Origin of the sequence: Klebsiella sp. 141153 (genome assembly GCF_032601995.1) — a bacterium.
Lineage (GTDB): Bacteria > Pseudomonadota > Gammaproteobacteria > Enterobacterales > Enterobacteriaceae > Klebsiella > Klebsiella aerogenes.
In genome coordinates this window covers 329,291-350,604 of the sequence record NZ_JAQIRJ010000005.1, presented here as the reverse complement: position 1 = coordinate 350,604, position 21,314 = coordinate 329,291, and the positions used below count along the sequence as shown (strand labels likewise).

General features: G+C 56.2%; 21 protein-coding genes. 3 read left to right on the top strand and 18 right to left on the bottom strand.

Annotated features, from left to right (window positions below; genetic code table 11):
• Positions 1–105: 105 nt before the first annotated feature.
• The 4 genes from PGS10_RS12885 to PGS10_RS12870 form a co-directional block, all read right to left on the bottom strand.
• Positions 106–318: a DUF1471 domain-containing protein gene (locus PGS10_RS12885; RefSeq protein WP_045391105.1), complete on the bottom strand. Its 213-nt coding sequence runs from the start codon at positions 316–318 to the stop codon at positions 106–108.
• Positions 319–475: 157 nt separating this feature from the next.
• Positions 476–892 (bottom strand): SRPBCC family protein, encoded by a 417-nt coding sequence (locus tag PGS10_RS12880; protein ID WP_045391102.1) that lies wholly within the window; start codon positions 890–892, stop codon positions 476–478.
• 32 nt (positions 893–924) lie between these two features.
• Positions 925–1,722, bottom strand: a complete 798-nt coding sequence (locus PGS10_RS12875) for an SDR family NAD(P)-dependent oxidoreductase (protein WP_047046073.1) — start codon at positions 1,720–1,722, stop codon at positions 925–927.
• 44 nt (positions 1,723–1,766) lie between these two features.
• Positions 1,767–2,777 carry an aldo/keto reductase gene (locus PGS10_RS12870; RefSeq protein ID WP_045391096.1) on the bottom strand — a complete coding sequence of 337 codons (1,011 nt, stop codon included), beginning with the start codon at positions 2,775–2,777 and terminating at the stop codon, positions 1,767–1,769.
• A 150-nt stretch (positions 2,778–2,927) separates the two neighbouring features.
• Here PGS10_RS12870 and PGS10_RS12865 point away from each other — a divergent pair, with 150 nt between their 5' ends.
• Together PGS10_RS12865 and PGS10_RS12860 are read left to right on the top strand one after the other, a co-directional pair.
• Positions 2,928–3,821, top strand: a complete 894-nt coding sequence (locus tag PGS10_RS12865) for a LysR substrate-binding domain-containing protein (protein WP_047078697.1) — start codon at positions 2,928–2,930, stop codon at positions 3,819–3,821.
• A gap of 109 nt (positions 3,822–3,930) precedes the next feature.
• Positions 3,931–4,299 (top strand): hypothetical protein, encoded by a 369-nt coding sequence (locus tag PGS10_RS12860; protein ID WP_047046065.1) that lies wholly within the window; start codon positions 3,931–3,933, stop codon positions 4,297–4,299.
• 1 nt (position 4,300) lies between these two features.
• On the opposite strand, the gene csiR is transcribed toward PGS10_RS12860, so the two are convergent.
• From csiR to ampR, 12 genes are all read right to left on the bottom strand, one after another.
• On the bottom strand, positions 4,301–4,993 hold the full coding sequence (gene csiR, locus PGS10_RS12855; protein ID WP_047046063.1) for a DNA-binding transcriptional regulator CsiR: 693 nt from the start codon (positions 4,991–4,993) through the stop codon (positions 4,301–4,303).
• Positions 4,994–5,038: 45 nt separating this feature from the next.
• Positions 5,039–6,439, bottom strand: a complete 1,401-nt coding sequence (gene gabP, locus PGS10_RS12850; protein WP_045391085.1) for a GABA permease — start codon at positions 6,437–6,439, stop codon at positions 5,039–5,041.
• Positions 6,440–6,552: 113 nt separating this feature from the next.
• Positions 6,553–7,839 (bottom strand): 4-aminobutyrate--2-oxoglutarate transaminase, encoded by a 1,287-nt coding sequence (gene gabT / locus PGS10_RS12845; protein WP_316423067.1) that lies wholly within the window; start codon positions 7,837–7,839, stop codon positions 6,553–6,555.
• Between the two features lie 14 nt (positions 7,840–7,853).
• On the bottom strand, positions 7,854–9,302 hold the full coding sequence (gene gabD / locus PGS10_RS12840; protein WP_015368063.1) for an NADP-dependent succinate-semialdehyde dehydrogenase: 1,449 nt from the start codon (positions 9,300–9,302) through the stop codon (positions 7,854–7,856).
• A gap of 22 nt (positions 9,303–9,324) precedes the next feature.
• Entirely contained in the window at positions 9,325–10,593 is a 1,269-nt protein-coding gene (lhgO, locus tag PGS10_RS12835) for an L-2-hydroxyglutarate oxidase (protein WP_289578259.1), read from the bottom strand.
• Positions 10,594–10,620: 27 nt separating this feature from the next.
• The gene (glaH, locus tag PGS10_RS12830; protein WP_047078694.1) at positions 10,621–11,598 is read right to left on the bottom strand and encodes a glutarate dioxygenase GlaH; all 978 of its coding nucleotides are present in this window, start codon (positions 11,596–11,598) and stop codon (positions 10,621–10,623) included.
• A 261-nt stretch (positions 11,599–11,859) separates the two neighbouring features.
• A complete protein-coding gene (locus PGS10_RS12825; protein ID WP_316423066.1) occupies positions 11,860–12,573 on the bottom strand; it encodes an EAL domain-containing protein in 714 nt (237 codons plus the stop codon).
• 9 nt (positions 12,574–12,582) lie between these two features.
• Positions 12,583–13,623 carry a fimbrial protein gene (locus tag PGS10_RS12820; protein ID WP_015368067.1) on the bottom strand — a complete coding sequence of 347 codons (1,041 nt, stop codon included), beginning with the start codon at positions 13,621–13,623 and terminating at the stop codon, positions 12,583–12,585.
• A gap of 19 nt (positions 13,624–13,642) precedes the next feature.
• Complete coding sequence (locus PGS10_RS12815; protein WP_316423080.1) at positions 13,643–16,168, bottom strand: fimbria/pilus outer membrane usher protein; 2,526 nt, start codon at positions 16,166–16,168, stop codon at positions 13,643–13,645.
• A gap of 90 nt (positions 16,169–16,258) precedes the next feature.
• Complete coding sequence (locus PGS10_RS12810; protein ID WP_045391067.1) at positions 16,259–16,942, bottom strand: fimbrial biogenesis chaperone; 684 nt, start codon at positions 16,940–16,942, stop codon at positions 16,259–16,261.
• 69 nt (positions 16,943–17,011) lie between these two features.
• A complete protein-coding gene (locus tag PGS10_RS12805; protein ID WP_045391064.1) occupies positions 17,012–17,539 on the bottom strand; it encodes a fimbrial protein in 528 nt (175 codons plus the stop codon).
• A 445-nt stretch (positions 17,540–17,984) separates the two neighbouring features.
• Positions 17,985–18,875: a LysR family transcriptional regulator AmpR gene (gene ampR / locus PGS10_RS12800; RefSeq protein ID WP_045391061.1), complete on the bottom strand. Its 891-nt coding sequence runs from the start codon at positions 18,873–18,875 to the stop codon at positions 17,985–17,987.
• Between the two features lie 142 nt (positions 18,876–19,017).
• Here ampR and ampC point away from each other — a divergent pair, with 142 nt between their 5' ends.
• Complete coding sequence (gene ampC / locus PGS10_RS12795; protein WP_316423065.1) at positions 19,018–20,163, top strand: CMY2-MIR-ACT-EC family cephalosporin-hydrolyzing class C beta-lactamase; 1,146 nt, start codon at positions 19,018–19,020, stop codon at positions 20,161–20,163.
• Between the two features lie 160 nt (positions 20,164–20,323).
• On the opposite strand, the gene PGS10_RS12790 is transcribed toward ampC, so the two are convergent.
• Entirely contained in the window at positions 20,324–20,674 is a 351-nt protein-coding gene (locus PGS10_RS12790; RefSeq protein WP_316423064.1) for a DUF1493 family protein, read from the bottom strand.
• Positions 20,668–21,114, bottom strand: coding sequence for an STM2901 family protein (locus PGS10_RS12785; protein ID WP_045391052.1), 447 nt, complete (start codon positions 21,112–21,114; stop codon positions 20,668–20,670). Before PGS10_RS12785 ends, PGS10_RS12790 begins: the two co-directional genes overlap by 7 nt.
• Positions 21,115–21,314: the final 200 nt, after the last annotated feature.

Here is a 21,314-nt window from a genome sequence, read left to right as displayed (position 1 = left end):
TAGGGTTAATTGCAGGTGAAACAATCGAAAGCGGGAGAGTGAGAATTCTTAGCCCCCGGCCAACTCAAAATGCTGAGTCGCCGGGGCTCTGAAGGGGACCCGACTTTACTTGTACAGTTCCGCGCTCATCGTCACCTTATTCCCCATATGGGCACTGGTGATTTTATAATCAGTCGCATTTAGCTCTTTCGCTTTTTTGGCAATCACCGCTTCAGCGGAGTCAAGCGTATTACCGGTCGCAGTGACGCTATGCGCGGAAGCAGTAAAGGCAAAAAGTGAAAGTGCGGCTGCGGAAAAAAGAGTCGATACGGTTTTCATGTTCATAATCCTGGTAAGTTGTTTCGTTAACGTTGCCCGTTGCAACGTGATGGCGTAAAGGATAGGCCCCGCCCGTTGTCTGAAAAAGACGGCAACGGGCAATAGACTTTTCTTCTTTTGTTCATAAAAGGAATGGCCTGGCCATTCCTGGCAACAATCAGGCGCTAAAGTTATTTTTTAACGCCTGCAGGCCGTCGCGATAAATACCGCTGAACAGCGCTTCGGCATCCGCGTCGCTGACGTTAACCGGCGTGAAGCTGCCGGACCACTCAACGCGGGTGATATTGCTATCGGCAGTTGCCACTACCGCGATCGTGGAGAGGTAATCCACTACCGGGAACGGCGCCTGGATTATCGAGTAGCTATAGCTGCGCTGGCGGTTATCAAACGCCTCCAGACGTTCAATGACCGTGCCGCCATCGGAAGTGGTCAGCGTACGCACGCGTCCTCCTTCGCTCACTACGCTTTTCGGGATGAACGGCAGCCAGTCGGGCAGCGAGTCAAAGCCGCCCATCAGTTGCCAGACCTGGTCGACAGAAGCCGGGATTTCGATAGATACAGTGGTATTAGCCATTTTATTTCTCTCTTTATTGCAGATGATTAGAATTACATTGCCAGGGTGTCGACGACGCCGCCATCGACGCGCAGCGCAGCGCCGGTGGTGGCCGACGAGAGCGGCGAGGCGAGATACACCGCCAGGTTCGCCACTTCGTCGACGTCCGCCGCCCGCTGGATAATCGAGCTTGGGCGCGCGATCTTCACAAATTCATCAGCCTGTTCACGCGGGCTGCGGCCAGACTGCGCGGCGGCCTCCGCCAGCATCTCCTGCAAACCTTCGGTGAAGGTGGGGCCGGGCAGAATGGCGTTAACGGTGACGCCGGTACCGGCCAGACGTTTCGCCAGACCGTGGGAGACCGCGAGATTGGCGCTTTTGGTCACGCCGTAGTTGATCATGTCGGCAGGAATCGCGACGCCGGATTCCGAGGAGACGAAAATAATGCGTCCCCAGCCGTTGTCGATCATCCCCCGGGCGTAGTGGCGCGACAGCCGCACGCCGGAAAGCACGTTGACGTTATAAAAGTGCATCCACTCGCTATCCGGTACGCTAAAGAAATCTTTATCGTTAAAGATGCCGAGGTTGTTAACCACCACATCAGCATGCGGCTCGGCGGCGAGCAGCGCGCTGACGCCCTCCTCGGTGCTGAGGTCGGCGACCACCCCGCGCAGCTGCGCATCCGGGAGTTCGGCATTAATCGCCGCCATGGCGGTATCAACACCGCGCCGTTGACGGCCGACGATGACCACGGTCGCGCCCGCCTGAGCAAGGCCTTTAGCGATGCCAAGCCCGATGCCGGAAGTGGAGCCGCTCACCACGGCGACTTTATGAGTTAGATCCAGTTTCATGGTGTCTCTCTTGTTTTAAGAGGGGCCCTGCGGCCCCGCTAAAATTAACGAATCGGCAGCGGCGCGTTATCCGCCACCAGATTCTGGCTGCGCATCTCTTCCCAGAAAGCGGCTGGAATGGTTGCTTTCAGCGCGGCCAGATCTTCCGCCATACGGCCCGGACGGCTGGAGCCCGGGATCACGGCGGCCACCGCCGGGTGAGCCAGGGCAAACTGCAGCGCCGCGGCTTTCACATCCACCTGATGACGAGCGGCAACGGCCTTGATCTGCGCCACCTGCTGGTGGATCGCCGCAGAGGCTTTCTGGTATTCGAAGTGTTCACCGCCGGCGAGAACGCCCGAGCTGTAAGGGCCGCCGACAACGATATCGACATTCTGTTCCAGCGCTTCCGGCATCAGGCGCTGCAGGGCGCGTTTGTGGTCCAGCAGCGAGTAGCGGCCAGCCAGCAGGAACGCATCCGGCTTCGGCTCGTCGAGCGCTAAGGTCAGTTCGCAAGGTTCGACGCGGTTCACGCCCAGACCCCATGCTTTAATGACGCCTTCTTCACGCAGGCGGGTCAGCGCGCGGAAGGCGCCGGTACGGGCGATGTTGAACTGCTCCAGCCAGCTGTCGCCGTAGAAATCCTGCGCTGGATCGTGGATCCATACGATGTCGAGATGGTCGGTTTTCAGCCGTTTTAAACTGTCTTCAATAGAACGCAGGGTGGCGTCTGCCGAGTAATCGTTGAGGATTTTGTTTTTCAGGCCGTATTCGAAAAGACCGCCTTTCTCACCGAAATCACGCGCGGCCGGGTCTTCCATTTCATCAAGCATGATGCGGCCGACTTTGCTGCTCAGAACGAACTGGTCGCGAGGGTACTGTGAGAGCGCTTCGCCCATCCGGATTTCAGAAAGACCGGACCCGTACAGCGGCGCGGTATCGAAGTAACGAACGCCCAGATCCCAGGCGGCGGCGACGGTGGCGTGCGCCTCGTCTTCCGGGATGTTGCGGAACATGTTGCCCAGCGGCGCGCCGCCTAAACCGATGTTGCCTGGCAGAATATGTTTGATGCTCATCTAAGATGTCCTCGATATAGGGTTCCCGTTTTGGGAAGGGTTCTTTGCGAGCGACTTGTGCTGTCGCTCTGTGACGGAGATCACAATACCTTGCGGTGTTATGACTTGATAGGACATAATTCGTCTGACTTAAGTCCTTTGAGGTCTCATATGATTGATTTACGCCAGTTGAAATACTTTGTGGTGGTGGCGGAAGAGGAGCACGTTGGCCGTGCCGCCGAACGCTTACATATTTCGCAGTCGCCGCTCAGCCGCCAGATAGCCCAGCTGGAGGAGCGCCTTGGGCTGATGTTGTTTGAACGTAACCAGCAGCGTATTCGCCTGACGGCGGACGGGCAGACGTTTCTGGCCGAAACGCGCTCGTTGCTGACCCACGCCAATCGTCTCGAATCATTAGGTAAACGACTGGGGCGCGGCGAAGATGGCGGGTTGTGTATCGGTTATATCGAAAACGCCATGCACTCCGGCGTGCTTTCTACCGCGCTGCGCACCCTGCGAACGTCGCGCCCGGACGTGCATATCGCGCTGTATAGCCAGCCGCCCGCTACGCAGATTGAGGGCCTGCGCCAGCGCAGCCTGGATTTCTCGCTGGTGGACATGCCGCCTTCGGCGGGCGAACAGGATCTGGAGTACACCCAGGTGCTTGATGACCGGATGCTGCTGGCATTACCGCAGAATCACCCGCTGGCCGCTGCGGAAAACTTGCAGCCGGCGCAGCTGGCCGATCAGCAGTGGATCGCGGTTATCCATAACGACGATGCCCATTCACGCGATGAGTTCGTCGCCGCCTGCGTACGTGCGGGCTTTAATCCGGATATTCGTCTGGAAGCCGGAGAGCCATTAACGGCTCTGGGGCTGGTGGCGGCGGGGCTGGGCGTGGCGCTGATCCAGCACAGCCTGCGGCATAACGCCCCTGAGGGGGTCGTGCTGCGGGAAATTCCGTGGATGAGCTATTCGACCCAGCTGTGGGCGGTATGGCACAAAGCTAACCAGCGCCCGCTGGTGATGCACTTTCGCGAGGTGTTACGCGGCGCGAATAATTAGGAATATTCCTGGAGTCGGGCGCGGTGGGAAGAAAATCCGCCGCGATCCCTGTTTGAACGGCCAATTCATGTTACCGTTAAATAATTGACCCTAAAATTATAAGACCTTCATGAAATTTGTATTATCTATCAGTTTATTAAGCTTCTTCCTTTCTCCGGCTTTCGCCGGCACAGCGGTAAAATTGTCCTGCTCTTTACGTAAAAACGTGACTATCTCGCGTTTCCATTACCAGCTATCAACCATGAAGTGGGACGACCATTTCCAGGTGGCTTCCGGCATGCGTCAGGCGCACACTAAAAATAATATTCCCTATCGGGTGACCAGCTTTCGTAACGGCGACGATCTGGTCTTTTTCCCGGACAGTCAGGAGTACTTTTTCTTCTATTCGGGAATGGCGACGCCGGACCGCTGCGTGGTGGAGGAGCATTATGAGTATCCGGTCAAGCAGCTGCCGTATTATAAAAAGCCCGCCGCCTGAATCAGGATTGCTGCGCCTGCAGTTTGCCGGCCATCGCCTGTTGGATAATCGGGATGGGAGTCAGTAAGTGCTCGCGCATAAGCGCGCTGGCTCGCTCGGCGTCGCGCGCCAGAATGGCTTCCAGCAGCGTCTGGTGCTGGACATGTTTATCTTCCAGCATTTCTACCGACAGCACGGTGGTGCGCAGCCAGATGAAGCGGTAGCGCGCCGCCAGATCGAACAGCCGTTCGCGCATCTGCAGTAAATACTGCGAACCACAGCCAGCGACGATGGCGGTATGAAACGCCTGATGGCGCTGATCCCATTCATCGAGTAAGCGCTCACTTGCTTCGCTGGATTCCAGCTTATTAAGCAGATGGGCGCGAGCCAGCAGTTCGGCTTCCCACTCATCGCTGCCGCGCTCAATGGCGAGGCGCACCAGCATGGCTTCCATGTTGGCGCGGGCATCGAAGATATCGAGGAGTTCCGCCTCGGACATCGAGGCGACGCGATAGCCTTTTTGGTTGACCACCGTCACCAGCCGCTCGGCCACCAGCTGCGAGAGCGCTTCCCGCAGCGGGCCGACGCCAAGCTCATAGCGCGACGTCAGCAGGCTCATACGCAGTTTTTCATCAGGCTGATAAACGCCGCGGATGATGTCGTTTTTCAACCAGCGGTATCCATCAATGGCCGTCGCTTGGGGAATGGCGGTCATAGTCTTGCTCCTGAATACATTTCCCGGCTTGCGCCGGGAACAGGGTTAACGCGTATTTTGCAGCGGCAGTTTTTGCCACAATAGCAGCTTTTTCCAGCGTGACATAATCGGCACCGTGCAGATGATAGCGATCGCCAGCACGCCGGTGGAAATCACCTCCAGCTGCTGCGCCGGGCGGAACAGCATCACCACCAGTACGAAGGTGATAAAGGCGATAACCAGCCAGGTGAGCCACGGATAGAGCCACATCTTAAGGCGAATTTCTCCGCCTTTCGCCAGCAGGATTTTGCGCATCCGCAACTGAGATACGGCGATGACCAGATAGACCAGCAGGGCGATGGCGCCGGAGCTATCGATGAGGAATTTAAAGACCTTTGCCGGGGCATAGTAGTTCACCACCACGGTTAAGAAGGCCGCGCCGGTGGAGAGCAGCACTGCCACATACGGCGTTTTACTGCGGTTGGTTTTGCCCATTATGGCTGGCGCATCGCCGCGGCGGCTCAGGGAATAGAGCATTCGCGAAGCGGTATACAGCGCCGAGTTCAGGCAACTGGTCACCGACAGCAGGATCACGCCGTCCATAATCAGTTTGGCGTAGGGGATATGCAGTAACTCCAGTACCGAACGGTATGAACCGACGTTCTTCAGCCCCGGCATGTTCCACGGGATCAGCGAGACGACCACGAAAATGGAGCACAGATAGAAGATAGAGATGCGCCAGATTACGGAATTCGTGGCGCGAACAATATGTTTATCCGGGGTATCCGATTCGGCGGCGGCAATGGTGACAATCTCGGCGCCCATAAATGAGAACATGGTAATGAGCATTGCGCTGAGCACCGCGCCGAAGCCGTTAGGCATAAAGCCGCCGTGATCCCACAGGCGCGAAATCCCGCTCACTTCGGCATACGGATAGAAGCCGGTGATGGCCACCGCGCCCAGTACGATAAAGGCCAGAATGGCGATAACTTTACAGATAGCCAGCCAGAATTCGAATTCGCCGTAGTTCTTGACGCTCAGCAGATTACTGCCGGTGAGGGCGAGGGTGATGACCAGCGAGAATAGCCATACTGGTACGCCGGGGATCCATGAGTTGAGAATAATGGCCGCGATATTGGCTTCCAGGGGGATAACCAGTACCCAGAACCACCAGTACAGCCAGCCGATGGTATAACCCGCCCAGCGGCCGATCGCTTTGTCGGCGTAGGTCGAAAAGGAGCCCGTATCCGGGGTGGCGACGGCCATTTCGGCCAGCATACGCATAATCATCACCACCAATAACCCGGCGAACAGGTAGGAGAGCAGCACCGCCGGGCCCGCTTCGGCAATGGCGACGCTGGAACCGACAAACAAACTTGCGCCGATCACGCCGGCAATAGATAACATGGTGACGTGGCGTGATTTCAGCCCGCCCCCTAAATCATGTGATTGCGACAGTTGCCCCATCATTAACCCCTTTTATTGTTTTTTGGCGCCGTTTGCCGGATGGCGGTTGCGCCCCATCCGGCCGACAGGCAACCGGACGGGACGCGCGAGCGTCGCCATCCGGTGCAGGAGTGTTAGCGTTGTTTAGCTTCGTTAAAACAGTCGGCGATAATCTGCAGCCCCTGCGCGATCTGCGCATCTTCGATAGTCAGCGGCACCAGAATACGCAGCACGTTATAGTACGGCCCGCAGGAGAGCAGGATCAGGCCTTTATCCCGCGCGCGGGCGACGATATCCGCCGTTAGTTTGGCGTTGGGTTTGCGGTGATCGCCCTCTTCAAAGAGTTCAATGGCGATCATCGCTCCCAGGCCGCGGACGTCGCCGATTTCAGGATGCGTTTCGGCGATATTGAGCAGGCCCTTACGCAGCTTGTCGCCGAGCTGGTTGGCTTTTTCCAACAGGTTTTCCTGTTCGAAAACCTTGAGTACCGCCAGCGCGGCGGCGCAGGCAATCGGGTTGCCGGCATAGGTGCCGCCCAATCCGCCCGGCGCAATGGCGTCCATGACTTCCGCCCGTCCGGTGACGCCCGCCAGCGGGAAGCCGCCGGCGATGGATTTGGCAAAGGTGGTGATATCCGGCGCCACGCCCATCTGCTCCATCGCGAACAGCGTGCCGGTACGGCCCGCGCCGCTCTGGACTTCATCGGCGATCAGCATGATGCCGTGCTCGTCGCACAGCGCGCGCAGGCGCTGCATAAAGGCCGGGGAGGCGGCGTAGAATCCGCCTTCGCCCTGGACGGGTTCGATGACGATAGCGGCGATATCTTCCGGCGCGGCGTCATTTTTGAAGATGCGATGGATGCTGGCGATCGCGTCATCATCGCTGATGCCGTGCAGCGCGCACGGGTAGAGCGCGCGATAGACATGGCCCGGCATTAATCCCATGCCCGCGGAGTAAGGGTTCACTTTCCCGGTTAACGACAGGGTGTAATGGGTACGGCCATGATAGGCGCCGGTAAAGGCGATGGTGCCGCTACGCCGCCCGGTCGCCGCGCGGGCGATTTTGACCGCGTTTTCCACCGCTTCCGAACCGGTGGTCACCAGCAGGGTTTTCTTGGCGAAATCGCCGGGCACTTTCTGGTTCATCATTTCGCACAGCTGCAGGTAGGGCTCGTAGGCCAGCACCTGGAAGCAGGTATGGGTCAGCTTCTTCAGCTGGCCTTCCACCGCGGCGATCACCTCAGGATGCAGGTGGCCGGTGTTCAGCACCGCGATACCGCCGGCGAAATCGAGATATTCACGGCCTTCAACGTCCCATACCCGGCAGTTCTCCGCACGGTCGGCAAAGATAGGGTGAATTTGTCCGACGCCGCGCGGCACCGCGTCGCTACGGCGCTGCATTAACGCTTTATTGCTGGTCATGTCCTGCTCTCCTGTTAAAGGCCGATACACATATATTTGATTTCTAGATAATCTTCGATGCCGTACTTCGAACCTTCGCGGCCCAGACCGGAGGCTTTAATGCCGCCGAACGGCGCGACTTCGTTGGAGATAATGCCGGTATTGATGCCAACGATGCCGTACTCCAGCGCTTCGCCGACGCGGAAGACGCGGCTCAGGTCGCGGGCGTAGAAATAGGCGGCGAGGCCGAATTCGGTATCGTTGGCCTGGGCAATCACATCGGCTTCATCTTTAAAGCGGAACAGCGGCGCCAGCGGGCCGAAGGTCTCTTCTTTCGCCACTTTGGCGCTGCTCGGGACGTTGACCAGGATGGTGGGCTGGAAGAAGTTGCCGCCCAGCGCGTGCGGTTTACCGCCGGTGACGATGCGCGCGCCTTTCGCAAGGGCGTCGGCAATATGTTCTTCGACTTTAGCTACCGCTTTATCATCGATCAGCGGGCCGGTGGTGACCCCGTCCTGCAGGCCGTCGCCGATGCGCAGCTTTTCCACCGCCTGCTGCAGTTTCTCGGCGAAACGGTCATAGACGCCGTCCTGTACATACAGACGGTTGGCGCAGACGCAGGTCTGTCCGGCGTTGCGGAACTTCGACGCCAGCGCCCCTTCGACGGCTTTATCAAGGTCGGCATCGTCAAAGACGATAAACGGCGCGTTGCCGCCGAGTTCTAACGACACTTTTTTGATGTCTTTCGCACACTGTTCCATCAGCTGGCGGCCAATTTCGGTCGAGCCGGTGAAGGAGAGCTTGCGTACCAGCGGGTTGCTGGTCAGTTCGTTGCCGACGGCCCCGGCGGAACCGGTGACCACGTTAAATACCCCGGCGGGAATACCGGCGCGATTCGCCAGTTCGGCCAGCGCCAGCGCGGAAAACGGCGTCTGGCTCGCCGGTTTCAGGACCATAGTGCAGCCGGCGGCCAGCGCCGGGCCCGCTTTACGGGTGATCATCGCCGCCGGGAAGTTCCACGGGGTGATGGCGGCGGTAACGCCGATGGGCTGCTTAATGACGATCAGGCGCTTGTCGGCCTGATGACCGGGAATGGTATCGCCGTAAATACGCTTACCTTCTTCGGCAAACCATTCGATAAAGGAGGCGGCGTAGCTGATTTCGCCTTTGGCTTCCGCCAGCGGTTTCCCCTGTTCGAGGGTCATCAGGCGGGCAAGATCGTCCTGGTTCTCCATCATGAGATCGAACCAGCGGCGCAGAAGGGTGGCGCGCTCTTTGGCGGTCAGGGCACGCCAGGCTGGCAGGGCGCGGTTGGCGGCTTCAATGGCTTCGCGGGTTTCGTCGGCGCCCATTTTCGGCACGCTACCCAGTTGCTGGCCGTTGGCGGGGTTGGTCACCGCAATCACGTCGCCGTTTTGCGCATCGCGCCACTGGCCATCAATTAGCGCCTGCTGGCGAAACAGAGTTGCATCTTTAAGTTGCATAATCGCTTCCTGTCTAAAGGGGTTAACGAGTAAAAGCGGCGTGTAGTGTCTCCACGCTACGTGCCGCACGCAGCGTGCGTCCGGGATTGCTCTGGCTTTCCAGCAGGGTTTGCACCTTGCTGACGATGTGCGCGCCGATCGGGATAGCCGACGTGGCCGCCGGCGACGGCGCGTTACAGGTGTGGATGGAACGCGCGGTAGTAACAAAAAGGAAATCGTCGATCAGCTTGCCCTGCGGCGATACCGCCTGTGCCCGCACGCCGGCAGGCCACGGGCGTAAATCGCTCAATGTCAGGCTGGGGCAGTATTTCTGCACCAGCCGCAGATAGCCGCTTCTGCACAACGAATTCTTCATTTCGCCAAGCCCGGAGCGCAGGTTGTTTTGTAATACCCGGCGAATGCCGGGCGAGGTCAGGATCTCGAAGGTATCGGTCAGCGAGATATCGCGCTTACGATAGCCTTCGCGCTTCAGCGCCAGCACCGCGTTAGGGCCGACAGTGACGCTACCGTCGATCATGCGGGTCAGATGGACGCCGAGGAACGGCATCGCCGGATCGGGGATAGGATAGATAAGATGATTAACGATCTGGTTGTGCTGCGGCGCCAGTTGGAAATATTCGCCGCGGAACGGGCAGATGATAAAGCCGGGATCGACGCCGATCATTTTCACCAGCCGATCGGCCATCAGCCCGGAGCAGGTAATCAGCGTCGATGCCTCATATTCGCCGCCCTGACGGGTGTGGACGACCACACCGCTGGCGTGTTCTTTCAGGGCGCTGACTTCGGCGTCGTAGACGATCGTTCCGCCTTTAGATTCGAAGATCTTCGCCATTGCCGCCGCCACGTCGCGATAGCTGACAATGCCGCTCGAAGGAACGAAGATCCCGCCCAGTCCGCTGATGTTCGGCTCGCGTTCGCGCAGCTCGCCGGCGCTAAGCCACTCGCGCTGCAGGCCGTTAGCGGCGGTGCGATCCCACAGCGCGCGCATCCGCTCCATTTCCAGCGGCGAGGTGGCAACCAGCATCTTGCCGCAGACGTCGTAGCGAATCGCATTCTGCTCGCAAAAGGCTTTGGTGGCGCGGTTGCCGGCGAGGCAAAACTGCGCCTTGAGGCTGCCGGGAGTATAGTAAACGCCGGCGTGGATCACCCCGCTGTTGTGGCCAGTTTGATGGCAGGCCGGACCGGACTCTTTTTCCAGCAGGGCAATGCGGGCGTCCGGGTAAATCTCAATTAACTGCATGGCGGTCGACATGCCGATAATGCCGCCGCCGATAATCACGAAATCATACATCCGCTCAATTCCTTCGCCTGAGAACCCTTATTGATGAGTCTGGTAATGATTCGTGGAATACGCAAAGTAGCCGCGCTGGCGCATCAGTTCGCGACGAAGATCGGGGTGCGGCGTAAAGCGGTCGCGACCGTGCAGCCAGAACAGGTTGTTTATCAACAGGAATTTCCCCACCGGCACCGGCACGGAAAGAATGTTTTTACTGGTTTCCAGCGCGTCGGAGAGGCGGCTCAGCCAGGTGCCTTCTTCGAAATCTTTCGGCTGCACAAACTGGTCGATATAGCGCATTACCGGGCGGCCCTGCTGGTCGACATCGAAAACCGGATGATAGACATCTTTGCTGACGTTTTTGCTCGGTGGCGCGGCCCAGCGCATCGGACGGCGGGCGAGCGGGTCGCGGAAGAATTCGTCGAGATGTTCCCAGTCATCGAGATGCAGCAGCAGTGAATTGCCGCCCTGCATATTTTGCTCATCGATCTTCATCATCAGCACGTAGTCGGTAATTTCTTCGACATAGGTACCGTCATTGTGCAACTCCATCACGCGGTGCGGCTGACGCAGATAGCTGTCTGAGTTATCGACGTTTTTCACTACGAAGCGGGCGTAATACTGGCCGCTCATGGCATCAAAGTTGGAACGTCCGATCAAATGCGCCACGGCGGTAGCCAGCTTGACCATCTCATCGGCCTGAGAGACGTTGTCAATGCCGATACCGTTGATCAGCAGCGCGCCCTCCGCGCGATTGAGCAGCGTGTTGATCAGCAGCGGCTGCAGCTGGTTGCCGCACAGATCGTCGAGGATCTTGCCGACCTGAAAGCGCAAGAAGGATTTATATTCCAGCGCCTGCACCGGCCACTGCGCGACCTGTTGAAGAAATTGCGCGGTCGTTTCGGCGGTGAACGTTAGCTCCAGCAGACGCGGCGATTGCGCGGACGGAGCGAAGGAAAAACCGGTGTAGCTGTGGGCCAAATCATCAGCATGGGGTTTTACGGCGGTCAGTGCATTCATCAGAATCATTCCTCGGGTAGAGTCAGAGAGTCGGGGTGATGCTCATTTCGTAGCCATAAATTAAAAATATCTACATTTTTGAAAAATGCGTATGAAATAACCATATTGTTTAATTTTTGTGATCGCTAGCAACAATAAGTTAACAATATGAAAGGCGAGGACAGGCGAGGTGGAAAAAGAAAAATGCCAGAAAATGAATAAGTTGAAGAGAGGACGGACAGCCCGGATAGCGGGGGAGTGGATATCCGGGGAAAAGAGGGGTTATTTTTCGACGCTGGCCACTAAGGCTTCAATGGTTTGTTCCCGCCAGAGGAGCCCCTGCAGGGCAAACCACGGCATGTTTTCCAGCCACTGAAGATGGGCTTCGGTTTCAATACCTTCGACGATCACCTGATACTGGTTCGCCTGAAAATAGTGCAGCAGCGAGTCCATCAACTGCTGGCCGTTTTTCTTTTCCAGCAGGCTCCATAACAGGTTCTTGTCGGTCTTGATAAAACGAAAGGGTTGTGCCGTCAGGGCGGCGAACCCGGCGTAACCGGCGCCAAAATCATCCAGCCAGAAGGAGTATTTGTCCGTCAGGGCGTCGATGGTCGGGGTGCGTTTCACCAGCGTGTTGGAAAATTCATTAACCTCAAAATGCAGGCAGCCGATGGTTTTCACACACTCGGCGATAAAATCATCATGCAGCATATGCAGCATATGCAGCGTCGACTCGTCGACGTTGAGGGTAACCATGACTTCGTTGTGGCGGAACCACTGCTGATGCTGCCTGACCAGCTCAATCTGTTCGAGCAGGATGCGGGCGCGCAGTGATTCCGATGCCTCACTGAAAAACCGTTCTATATCTTGCGGACTAGCAGGCTCGTGATGAGCAAACCGGGTCAAACATTCAACCGCGATCATTTTGCCTTCGCGGTTGAACATCGGCTGAAATACATAGCGTAACCCGGTCGGTTCGGTGTTGGTCAGCGGCATTTTGCTTCACTATTTAAAGGTAACGTCGATGTTGGCCGTCGCATTAAAGGTGCCGATTTTTGGCTTAACGCTTAGCCATTTCAGGCTGGCCAGGAAGTTGCTTTCTACCACGCTGCCGTTAATCATGCCCAACTGCGTCGGGGTATTCATGGAAAGCCAGGTCGTCGGCGCATCGGCGCGCGAGAGCAGGATGCCAAAACCGCTATCGTTGGATGGCAGAATGGTATTGGTGTCCTGGGTCGGCTGCTGGGTGCTGAAGCTGGCCATTAAGGTCTGCCCCTGGCAATCCTGGCCGGCGCCGGTCAGGTCGGCGCGGACGCTGAACGGAACCTGTTTCTCAATGGCGCCGACCACGGCGTTGCGCGCCGGGATGCTGCCGAAGTTTACCGTTGAACCATTGTTCGCCGAGACGGTGATTTTCGGGTTGCAGGCGATAAAGCGGATGTTGCCAAGCCCGGTGACCCACGCGCGGAAGTTACTATTCGGGCGGCTGTTGAGGCCGCCGACGCCGTCAACCTGGAAGATAGCGTAGCGGTTGGTGTCGTTAATCACGCCGTTTGACGGCGGCGGATTGCCGGTGGCTTTAATATAAACCGAGTAGGTCACCGTGACGGTCTGCGGGGTTGCTGGGGACTGGCATGCACCGCCGGGACGGTTGCGGCGGCAGAGCGTACCTGGCCCGATATCCGTTTTCTGACCTTTTACCGGTTTAATATCGGTGCTGAGATAGGTGACGCCGACTTCCAGCGAGTTGTGGATATTCTGCATCCGGGTTTCCGGATCCCAGTACAGATATGCATCTTCACCATTGGGCATGTGATCCGTATCGGTACAGGTAAAGGTAGAGGTAAACGTCGGCGAACGCCACAGCAGGGTACCCGGCTTCAAATTAGCGGTCGAAACGTTAATCTGATCGGTGAGCGCGATGGTCTGCGATACTTCGGTACCGTTCTTCTTACAGCTCAGCGCGAAGCTGCTGGTGGAGAACAGCGCGCTCGAGAGTACCAGCAGCGTCAGCCCGGTGCGGGATAAGAGGTTAAACTTCGACATAACTAATTGTCCTTTCATGTTATTTACAGGTCAGGGAGACGACCTGATAACCACCGGGTTGATCGGCTTGAATAGCAGGTAGTTCTGGCACCGTCAGGCTGCAGGAGGCGTCGGCATCGTCGCCCCATTTCATCTGCAGACGGTCGCCGCTCTGAACGCCGGAAACGTAGGCTTCGCCGCGGGTACCGACCACGCCGACATGTTCGCCGTTCTGGCCGAAGATGTTGGCGCCAATCACCGGCACGCTGCCGTCCGCCAGTTTGGCGTGGATAAGCAGGCTCTGGCCGAGATGCGTTTCAAAGGTCACGCGGCCGATGGCGCGCTCGGTCGGCACGATATCTTTCGCCGCCAGCGGGATTTCCAGGCCGTTGCCGATATCCGAAGTACGCAGCGCGACGCGGTTGTGGCGATACGGCATCGCAGAAGTGAGCACCGCGTAGCCGAAGCGGTCAATCGCTACCCCAGGCTGGTTTTCCAGACGCACGCCCTGCGCCCCTTTCGCTTTCACCACCACGAAGGTGTTCTGCAGCGGCTGCGACAGGGTGACGCCGCCGGAGTGCGCGACCACGCCGCCGGAGACGTTCAGCGAAGTCTGCTGATAGTTGTTGTTGTAGCTGTAGCCCAGATCGACGTTACCCATGCTGCCCAGATAACCCAGGTTGACCAGGCTGGTATCGCCGCCGTGCTCTGTGTGACCGCTCTGCACGAAGTAATTCATGCGGTTATCATCAAGCAGCGTACCGCTCATCCCGGCGCTGTAGCCGCTACCGCTCTGCTTGCTGTTAGAGGCGTTAAAGTTAACCGTGCTTTCGTGGTCCGGGCCAAAGATGTTGATTGGCACCGAGACGTTCAGGTTAACGCTGTTGTCGCTATAGCCGTAGTTACTGCGGCTGTTCTGGTAAAACACGCCGACGCTGACGCGATTCCAGGTGGTGTTGAAACCGGTCTGGATGGTGCGGTCGTAAGCGGAGGTGTTCCAGTAGTTCTGACGAATAAAGGTCGCGTACAACGAAGCGCCGGCGATGTGCTGGTTGACCGTCATCTCGACGCGCTGGCGTTTGTTGTTGTATTGCTGCGAGTCGTAGTAACGACGGCGCTGGTTTTGCGTCGCCCAATCCGGCGCGCCGGTTTTATCGTCGCTCTGATCGTAATACTGGGTGTGGTAGAAACCGTTCTGCCAGTTGTTACGTTCAGCTACCGCATCGGAGAAGTCATAGAAGCCCGATGTCGAATAACGGTAGCCGGCGATCTGCACATCGGTACCGAGGGTATTGAGCGATTTGGAATAGAGGAAGCGCACGCTGGCGCCGCGTTTGTTCTCGCCGGAAGCCAGATCGGTATCAGACCATGAGGCGTCAACGGAGGCCGCCCCGTATTCGCCCATGTTTTTACCCAGCCCGACCACGCCGGAGCGATAGTGCTCGGCCATGATAATCCCGCCATATGGCGTATAGTCGGAGCCGGCGCCATGTGCGACGGTACCCTGGATAAATTGCGGCTGATAATTATTGGTGCCGTCGTGATATTTACCCGCCGTCACCTGATACTCCCAGATCCCGTCGCGCAGCATATTCGGCACGGAGGAGTAAGGGAGTGTGAAGCTATGGCGTGAGCCATCCGCCTCGATAACCGTTACGGCTAAGTCGCCGCTGAGGGTGCTTGGCGAAATATCGGTCAGCGCGAACGGCCCCGGCGGCACCACGGTGCTGTAGACGGTGTAGCCGTTCTGGCGCACTTCGACGCGGGCGTTGGTGTTGGCGACGCCGCGTACGACCGGCGCGTAGCCGCGGCGGCTGTCCGGCAGCATTTCCGGGACGCTGGAAATCTGCGCGCCGCGGAACTGGAAGCTGTCGAAAACGTTATTATTGGTGTTGCTCTGGCCAATCTGAATACGGCTGCGCCAGGAGGCGATGTCGGTTTCCGCCCAGGTGGAAATCGGGTTCCATTGCTCTTTTTGCCCGGTCTGTTTTGACAGGGAAGAGGTATTGCGAAAACGCCATGCGCCGACGTTAAGGCCGTTATTGAGGCTCAGGAAGTAGTAGTCGCTGTCCTGTTTGCCGCTACCGCTGGCAAAACGGGAATGACTGCCGCTGAAGGCATAGTTAACGAAACCGGCGTTGATACCGTCGTCATAGACCAGCGGCGAAATCTCGCCCTGCGGTCGCGCTTCGAGATCGGTTTGCGGTACGGAGATATTCAGCTCCTGCAGCGCGGCGTTCCAGCTCACGCTACTGCCCGGAATATTTTTTACCAGATCGTAACAGGCGCTGCTACCGGCAGTGTCCGGCACCAGAACGCCGTATGAACGATAGCTGTCGGCATCTAAACAGAAATAGCCCGGGGTGTTAGGCGAATCTTTTTTAAATTCTATTTCCCGGTGATCGACGCGATTTTTATTCAGGTAAATATCGAAGGCATATTTACCTGGTAAAATATCGTCGCCGGTAGAGAGGTTTTGCACCAGCGAGGCGTTATTCGCCCCGCGGATGAAAGAGGTATTGAATTGCTCTTCGGCATTGACAAATGGTGTCGCCAGTAATGACATTGTCGAGGCGTAAACAGCAAAGCGAACATGCTGCGCCAGACATCCAGGGATCGTCCTTATTTTGTTATGGCTAGCCATTGTATTGCTCTCTTACTGAATGCGGATATCTTTAATTTCCGTATGTCCGCCAAAATCATTGATAAAAGTGAATGACATCTGATCCGCTGCCGCCGCGCCGGCTGGCAATTTGATGTTCAGAGAGTCCATGGGATTAACCATGTCAGCATTCACTTTCCAGGTCTTCGCGCCGCTCTTTAGCGTCAGTACGCCGAAAGTCACGTGCAGCGGACCTTTGTTAGTCACGACCAGCTCATTACCTTGCTTGCGCCAGGTCAGGGCCTGCGCTTCCTTTTGCAAGGTGGTTTTCAGCGTGGTAGGGCGATAGAACAGCTTCACGCGGGTGCGGATCGCAATTTGCAGCACGTTTTCTTGCTTTGCCGAAGGCGGAATTTCCTGCACGTTGATCCAGTACACGGATTCGCGGTCGGTTGGTAGTCCGCTGCCGGAATAAACAAAGCGCAAAATAGCGTCTTTATTTCCCGCCAGTTTTAAAATTGGCGGAATAGCCTGCATCGGTAAATTAGTTGGCGTTGCGGTGGCGTCACCGGTATCAAGCCAGGTCTGAACCATCCATGTTTCATCGGTATCATTGTGAATGGATAACGCCGCAGATTTTTCCCCGCCGTTATAAATAACCCGAGTCTGATCGACCTGAATACCCGCAAAAGTATCCAGCGAGACAAATAACAATAAAGCGGTTAATAACTTTTTCATTTCACGTTCCAAATAATGTTACCAGCCATCCATGGCCAAAACGTCTACCCTAAAACGGGATTATCCGTATTATTTGTATTCGATGGTGAAGGTGGCGTTTGCGTTAGCAGAACCAGCAGTCACATCCTTCAGGAAGGATTTGTAGCGAGCTTTCAGGTTGAATACCGCGGTGCCGCTGTTGTCGTCAGACGCTGCAACGTTAACCCACGGGGAGTTGTCGTCTGCGCTCTGGTTGATTGGGACGATTTTTTCGTCGTTGGTCAGGATTTCGATACCTACGCCGCCAGCGTTATCAACGGACAGCAGGTTCGGGTTACCGGCAACGGTCGCACCGTCGAAGCGCAGGGAGTAATCACCGGCTTCACATTTTTCCAGGTTGATGGTGAACGCTTTAGAAGCGGTAACATCGCCAACAGCGTTGAACGCGGTAGTCGGGTATTTACCGATGAAAACGTCTTTGTTCTGGTCGGAAGAAGTCACAGTACAGGTTGACTGGATGATTTCACCGGTAAAGTTGACCTTGCCGTTAACTGCGTAAGCACTGGTGGCGGACGCGGACAGGATCAGTGCTACAACAGGCAGTAATTTCTTATTCATTTTAACTCCATGTACTTAAGGGGATAACCATTGTGGTAATCAAACACGGCAAGCGAATACCGTGCAGATGGGTATCCAGATAACCTATGTTGGCGTGTTGATCGCGATGAAATATACAGCAACAGTTTTCGCGGTTTGATTGCTTCGGTGACTTAATTACAGGAAATTAATAGACATAAACGATGCACTTGATCGGACTTATCTGATAACGGCAACGATAATAATTTTATAGCCAGCGGGCGCTGGGGAGGATGCTATGGGGAAAGGTAAATAATTAAGGTGTTGTTTTTAAACTGTTTTATTGTTTTTGTTTCTCAGGGGGGTAAACGTTTCTGCGCAAGCCAGGGCAAATTAAAAACGCTGATTTATCCAGCGCTATGCATAATGTGTAAGCGTTATTTCCAAATATTTCCTGTTTCCTTCGGGAGCGCCTTCTGATGGCGGATTACTCCGCCGAATTAACCCCTTTTAAGGCCTCCGCCAGCCAGCGGGAAAAATGCAGCATCGCGGGCGTTTCCGTGCGTGATTGCAAACGTGTCAGCCAGTAGTTGCCGAGATCGATATGAATCTTAAACGGCTGCACAATGCGTTTTTCTTCCAGCAGATGGCTGAACATTTTTACCGGGGCGATAGCTACGCCTAAGCCTGCCTGCGCCGCCTCCAGCATGGTCACTGATGAGTCGAAGACAATAACCCGATGGGTTGGCGAAGGTGGAAGTTCTCCCGCTGCCTGCATCCACGCCGACCATTCGTCGCGGCGATAAGAGCGGAGCAGCGTGAACTGCAAAATATCCTTCGGTGTATTTAGCCGGGCAGCTAACGACGGAGCGCACAGCGCCGAGAGCGGGGCGGCGCACAGATACTGCGCGGCGGTATCGTGCCAGGCGCCGCCGCCGAAGCGAATCACATAATCCAACCCCTCGGCGGCGGGATCGACGCGATTATTATGGGTGGAGATCTGCAAATCGATATGCGGACACTCGCGCCAGAAGGCTGGCAGCAATGGGAACAGCAGGCCTGTAGCGAAAGTGCCGACTACGCCGATCTTGAGTTTCTCCTGCGCCTGGTGACCGGTAAAACGGTCGAGCATCCCGGCTATCCTTTCAAACGACTCATTGAGTACCGGTAACAGGCCTTCGCCTTCGGTGGTGAGCTTGAGGCCGCGCGACACGCGAACGAACAGCTGGCAGTTAAGGTGTTCCTCCAGCGTCTTCACGTGCTGGCTGATGGCGGAGTGGGTGACGTTGAGCTCAATCGCCGCGCGGGTAAAACTGAGATGCCGGGCGGCCGCTTCAAACGCCCGCAGTGAATTGAGAGGAAGATAGCTGCGTGTCATAACATTATCCGTTAGAAAAACTAAAGCCTGCTGCTAAATTTAACAGTTTGTCAGCGCTGTGCAAAACACCGACACTGAGCGCGTCTGAAGGGCCCGGACGAGAGTGGATATTGAGCGAGAACCGATAATGGAAAAATACTTCATGATGAAAAAATCCCTTACAGGCGTACTGCTGCTGGGCGCCTCATTTTCGACGTTTGCCGCGCCGCAAACGGCGGAGCAGCTGCGCGAACTGGTCAATCAGACCATCACCCCGTTAATGAAAGAACAGGCGATACCGGGGATGGCGGTGGCGGTGATCTATCACGGCAAACCCTACTATTTCACCAGGGGCCAGGCCGATGTCGCCGGGCAGCGTCCGGTGACGCGACAGACGTTGTTTGAGCTGGGCTCTGTTAGTAAGACTTTCACCGGCGTGCTTGGCGGCGATGCGGTGGCGCGCGGTGAAATTAAGCTCAGCGATCCGGCGCAGAAGTACTGGCCGCAGCTCACCGGCCAGCAGTGGCAGGGGATCACGCTGCTGCATCTCGCCACCTATACCGCAGGCGGCCTGCCGCTGCAGGTTCCGGACGAGGTGACGGATGAAGCGGCATTACTGCGTTACTATCAGAACTGGCAACCGCAGTGGGCGCCGGGGAGTAAGCGGCAGTACGCCAATACCAGCATTGGCCTGTTCGGCGCGCTGGCGGTAAAACCTTCCGGCATGAGCTTTGAACAGACGATGAGCCAGCGGGTATTGCAGCCGTTAAAACTGAGCCACACCTGGATTAACGTACCGTCCGCCCAGAGCAAGGATTACGCCTGGGGTTATCGCGACGGTAACGCGGTACACGTTTCGCCGGGGCAGCTGGACGCTGAGGCTTACGGCGTGAAGTCGAGCATTGAGGATATGGCGCACTGGGTGCTGGCGAATATGAACCGCGAGACGGTGCAGGATAAAAACCTGCGGCAGGGGATCCAGCTGGCGCAGTCGCGCTACTGGCGGGCTGGGGAGATGTATCAGGGCCTCGGCTGGGAGATGCTGAACTGGCCGGTGTCGGCCGAGGTGCTGATTAACGGCAGCGATAATAAGGTGGCGCTCGCCGCGACGCCGGTAACGGCGGTCAATCCGCCCGCGCCGCCGGTGAAGGGCTCCTGGGTACATAAAACCGGCTCCACCGGCGGATTCGGCAGCTACGTGGCCTTTATCCCGCAACAGGATCTCGGCATCGTGATGTTGGCGAATAAAAGCTACCCCAACCCGGAGCGGGTGAAGGCGGCGTATCATATTCTTGAGGCGCTGCAGTAAGAACGGTTGCGCTGCGCTTAGCGGGGCCAAGGTTGGCGCTAACTGAGAAAAACCCCGGTCGCGCTTACGCTTACCGGGGCTACAAGTTGGCACTAACCGGTAGCCCGGATAAGGCGCAGCGCGCCGCTATCCGGGGGAGGGCCTCTTTATTTTCAAACAACTAACGATACAGCCATCTCCCAACCTGTGCTGACGCAATGAGCATCGCGAGTGTTAACGGCTCCGGTGTGCGCGGAGAAATGCGTTTGGATTTCGGTAATAGGAAATTAGGGAGAAAACCCTGTTCGGGAGGCCAATAATTAAATAAATCAAATGCATCTTGCTTTACATTAAACTGACGGAAATACGATCGCATGATGTCATCGCCACTTTCTCTGGCCCAGGGATAATCGCCCGTATTGAGTGATAAATCCGCATTCACCTGCTGCTTTTTACCGGTAAGTGTCGGCTTGTTCCATTGCGTTTCATACCATGCCAGAACGGCTGCTGCGATATTGTCTTGATCTACCATAATTTATCGTCACCTCTGGCAATGGCGTTGTATCTAGTGGTTGCTTTTATTGATACATAAATTACATCCCCTGTCAGGTAAATAATCCCGAGGATGGGTATCCAGCGTCCAACGAATGCTCCCAGATTGGTGACATAGCTCCATCTAAGATTACGGATGGATTGGTTGGTTAACGTCGGGAGCCTGACTTTTAAGTCATTGTGTAAAACCTTCCGTAACTCATGGCTCAAAATGCTCGTCCCTTTAGTCGCTCCGCCTGGTTTTGTCCGGGTATTTTTTATAGGTTGACCAAGCATGATTAACGCAATGGTCATGATGTCATCTACTCCAAAATGAATTGCTGCAGTATCGAGAAAAACCCAAAAAAGAAGTTCATGGGACGAGAGGTTTGACTTGCCATTGTAATAATATGTTCCATTAATTTGTTCTGTTGTGTCCATTTTTATATCCCAGTAATGCTATTTTTACGCAATGTAGCTGCCTGGTTTATTGGAAACAATAACTGTTGATATAAACGTTTTCTGAAAAATAGCTCTTATTAAATGTTCTGTTAAATCATTTAATCAATTAATAAAAATTTCTTTTCTCATCTATTTTTATTTGTTCAGCTAATATTCCCTGGTGAAGTTAGCACATGATG

Excerpts from the sequence above, each read along its gene's own strand:
- PGS10_RS12870 (WP_045391096.1), bottom strand. The coding sequence starts at position 2,777 with ATGAGCATCAAACATATTCTGCCAGGCAACATCGGTTTAGGCGGCGCG.
- PGS10_RS12885 (WP_045391105.1), bottom strand. The coding sequence starts at position 318 with ATGAAAACCGTATCGACTCTTTTTTCCGCAGCCGCACTTTCACTTTTT.
- gabP (WP_045391085.1), bottom strand. The coding sequence starts at position 6,439 with ATGGGGCAACTGTCGCAATCACATGATTTAGGGGGCGGGCTGAAATCA.
- PGS10_RS12790 (WP_316423064.1), bottom strand. The coding sequence starts at position 20,674 with ATGGTAGATCAAGACAATATCGCAGCAGCCGTTCTGGCATGGTATGAA.
- ampR (WP_045391061.1), bottom strand. The coding sequence starts at position 18,875 with ATGACACGCAGCTATCTTCCTCTCAATTCACTGCGGGCGTTTGAAGCG.
- PGS10_RS12785 (WP_045391052.1), bottom strand. The coding sequence starts at position 21,114 with ATGGACACAACAGAACAAATTAATGGAACATATTATTACAATGGCAAG.
- PGS10_RS12860 (WP_047046065.1), top strand. The coding sequence starts at position 3,931 with ATGAAATTTGTATTATCTATCAGTTTATTAAGCTTCTTCCTTTCTCCG.
- PGS10_RS12815 (WP_316423080.1), bottom strand. The coding sequence starts at position 16,168 with ATGTCATTACTGGCGACACCATTTGTCAATGCCGAAGAGCAATTCAAT.
- ampC (WP_316423065.1), top strand. The coding sequence starts at position 19,018 with ATGATGAAAAAATCCCTTACAGGCGTACTGCTGCTGGGCGCCTCATTT.
- PGS10_RS12820 (WP_015368067.1), bottom strand. The coding sequence starts at position 13,623 with ATGTCGAAGTTTAACCTCTTATCCCGCACCGGGCTGACGCTGCTGGTA.
- csiR (WP_047046063.1), bottom strand. The coding sequence starts at position 4,993 with ATGACCGCCATTCCCCAAGCGACGGCCATTGATGGATACCGCTGGTTG.
- PGS10_RS12805 (WP_045391064.1), bottom strand. The coding sequence starts at position 17,539 with ATGAATAAGAAATTACTGCCTGTTGTAGCACTGATCCTGTCCGCGTCC.
- PGS10_RS12825 (WP_316423066.1), bottom strand. The coding sequence starts at position 12,573 with ATGCCGCTGACCAACACCGAACCGACCGGGTTACGCTATGTATTTCAG.
- gabD (WP_015368063.1), bottom strand. The coding sequence starts at position 9,302 with ATGCAACTTAAAGATGCAACTCTGTTTCGCCAGCAGGCGCTAATTGAT.
- PGS10_RS12880 (WP_045391102.1), bottom strand. The coding sequence starts at position 892 with ATGGCTAATACCACTGTATCTATCGAAATCCCGGCTTCTGTCGACCAG.
- PGS10_RS12810 (WP_045391067.1), bottom strand. The coding sequence starts at position 16,942 with ATGAAAAAGTTATTAACCGCTTTATTGTTATTTGTCTCGCTGGATACT.
- gabT (WP_316423067.1), bottom strand. The coding sequence starts at position 7,839 with ATGACCAGCAATAAAGCGTTAATGCAGCGCCGTAGCGACGCGGTGCCG.
- PGS10_RS12875 (WP_047046073.1), bottom strand. The coding sequence starts at position 1,722 with ATGAAACTGGATCTAACTCATAAAGTCGCCGTGGTGAGCGGCTCCACT.
- PGS10_RS12865 (WP_047078697.1), top strand. The coding sequence starts at position 2,928 with ATGATTGATTTACGCCAGTTGAAATACTTTGTGGTGGTGGCGGAAGAG.
- lhgO (WP_289578259.1), bottom strand. The coding sequence starts at position 10,593 with ATGTATGATTTCGTGATTATCGGCGGCGGCATTATCGGCATGTCGACC.
- glaH (WP_047078694.1), bottom strand. The coding sequence starts at position 11,598 with ATGAATGCACTGACCGCCGTAAAACCCCATGCTGATGATTTGGCCCAC.